At 59.6% G+C, this 2,568-nt stretch carries 2 protein-coding genes; both read left to right on the plus strand.

The features are described from left to right. Positions 1 to 109: 109 nt before the first annotated feature. Entirely contained in the window at positions 110 to 589 is a 480-nt protein-coding gene (locus ASN89_RS24215; protein ID WP_058051049.1) for a phage terminase small subunit P27 family, read from the plus strand. Further along, positions 582 to 2,288 (plus strand): terminase large subunit, encoded by a 1,707-nt coding sequence (locus ASN89_RS24220; protein WP_058051050.1) that lies wholly within the window; start codon positions 582 to 584, stop codon positions 2,286 to 2,288. Before ASN89_RS24215 ends, ASN89_RS24220 begins: the two co-directional genes overlap by 8 nt. Positions 2,289 to 2,568 lie beyond the last annotated feature (280 nt).

Genomic DNA, 2,568 nt, shown 5'->3' on the forward strand with positions numbered 1-2,568 from the left:
GGGCCTTACCGCCAAAGACCGTCCGGTTCCTCGAATTTTTACACCCGCGAAATATGAAATCCAAGCCGACCGCCAATGATTGCGGAAAGGCAATGAAAGGCAGGTCGAAATGGCAGGTGTTGCAGGTAGGTCGGGCCGAAAACTAAAGCCGGCCGAGCGCAAGATTGCCGCAGGTAACCCGGGCAAGCGCGCAATCAATAAGGACGCGCCTGACTTCGGCCTTGTGACTGACATCGATCCACCTGAATGGCTCACTGGCTATGCGCGTGACATGTGGGGTCGCGTGGCGCCGCTACTGCTCAAACAGAAGGTGCTGCAGATGACGGATTTGCATAACGTCGAGGCATTTTGCATGGCCTATGGCAACTGGCGGGCGGCGTCCGAGCACGTTACAAAAAATGGCATTGTGGTCGAGGGTGCAACCGGAGGGCCGATCAAGAATCCGGCGCTGACCGCGCTGAACGAGGCGGCAAAACAAATGGTGACGTTCGGCTCGCTGCTCGGCCTGGACCCGGCCAGTCGGCAGCGTCTGGTAGGTGCACAAAAAGAAAAAGGAGGCAATCCATTTTTGGAGGCGGTGCGTGGCTGAGAAGAAAAAATATCCGCGCGTCGACCAGGCCAATAAATTTGCCCGCGACATTATCGCCGGCCGCATTCCTGCGTGCCGCTGGGTGAAGTTGGCGTGTCAGCGGCATTTGACCGACCTGGCCGCCAGCCGCACCAAGGGCTATGCGTACAAGTTTGATGCGGCCGAGGCGGAAAAGAAGCTGCGGATCATCGAGCTGCTGCCGCATACGAAGGGCGAGTGGGGTTTCAAGCGCCAACTGGTGACGCTGGAGCCGTGGCAAAAATTTGGACTGGCGTGCACCTTCGGCTGGAAGAACAAGAAGACCGGGTATCGCCGGTTCCGCGAAAGCTACTGGGAGGTTTGCCGCAAGAATGGCAAGTCGGTGATTGGCGCGGGCGTGGCGTTGGGCATGTTCATTGCCGACAACGAGTTCGGCGCCGAGGTGTATTCCGGCGCCACCACCGAGAAGCAAGCGTGGGAAGTGTTCCGGCCGGCGCGCCTGATGGTCAAGCGTTCGCCGCTGATGGTCGAGGCGTTCGGCATCGAGGTCAACGCCGCCAGCCTGACGCTGCCAGAGGACGGTAGCCGGTTCGAGCCGCTCATCGGCAACCCTGGCGACGGCGCCTCGCCATCGTGCGCGATCATCGACGAATACCACGAGCACGACAGCGCCGCGCTGTACGAAACCATGCTGACCGGTATGGGCGCGCGGCGCCAGCCGCTGATCCTGATCATCACGACGGCCGGCGCCAACATCGAAGGACCCTGTTACGACAAGCGCCGCCAGGTGATGGAAATGCTGGACGGCACGGTGCCGGATGATGAGTTGTTTGGCTGGATTTTCACCATCGACGAGGGCGACCTCTGGACCGACCCAGGCGTGCTGGCCAAGGCCAACCCGAATATGGGCGTGTCGGTGTTCAAGTCGTACCTGGAGAGTCAGCAGCAAAAGGCGATCCGGTCGGCGCGCTTCACCAATACTTTTAAGACCAAGCACTTGAACGTGTGGACGTCGGCAAAAACCGGCTTCTACAACCTGGAAAAATGGCGCGCTTGCGAAGACCTGACGCTGACGGATGAGCAGTTCGAAGGGCAATCCTGTTCGCTGGGCTTCGACTTGGCGCGCAAGCTGGACATGAACAGCATGGCCAAGGTCTTCCATCGCAACATCGACGGGCGACGCCACTATTACAGCGTCGGCCCCAAGTTCTGGGTACCCGAAGACACGGTGCGCGACAGCGACAACAAGCGGATGTCTGAGCGTTTCCAAGCATGGGTTAATACCGGGCTGCTGGAGGAAACGGAAGGCGCCGAGGTGGATTACCGCGAAATCCTGGCGGCGGCGCTGGACGTCAACAAGGCGACACCGGTCGACCAGAGCGCGATCGATCCGCATGGCGCGACCGGCCTGTCGCATCAACTGGACGATGAAGGGCTGACTCCGGTGGTGATCACGCAGAACTACACCAACATGAGCGATCCGATGAAGGAGCTGGAATCGGCCATTGCGTCGGGGCGCTTCCATCACGACGGCAACGCGATCATGACCTGGTGCATATCGAACGTGATCGGCAAGTACCTACCTGGAAATAACGACGTTGTGCGCCCGATCAAGCAGGGTGAAGACAACAAGATCGACGGCGCGGTCGCGCTGATCATGGCCATCGGGCGCCTGATGCACGCCGAACCTGAAATTAAAGATTGGTTTATTGATATATGAGCAAAACTACATCGTGGGATGAGGTGCAGCGGCGAGCCAGATCGGATGGCTCTACCATCCTGAAGAACTGGAACGCCGGACGTGCCGCAGCACGCGATGTGTCCAATTTGTCGTATAGCCAAGCTGTCATGGATTCGTTCGGCGTTGCGCCGGGCGTGGCCGGTACCACGGTCAACGCTACAACGGCCATGCGCGCATCTGCCGTGGCCGCTTGCGTATCGAAGATTGCTGGCGCCATCATCAGCATGCCGTTGAATGTCTACCGCTTGTCGGGCGGGCA

This window comes from Janthinobacterium sp. Ant5-2-1 (assembly GCF_001445815.1).
Classification (GTDB): domain Bacteria; phylum Pseudomonadota; class Gammaproteobacteria; order Burkholderiales; family Burkholderiaceae_D; genus Janthinobacterium; species Janthinobacterium lividum_E.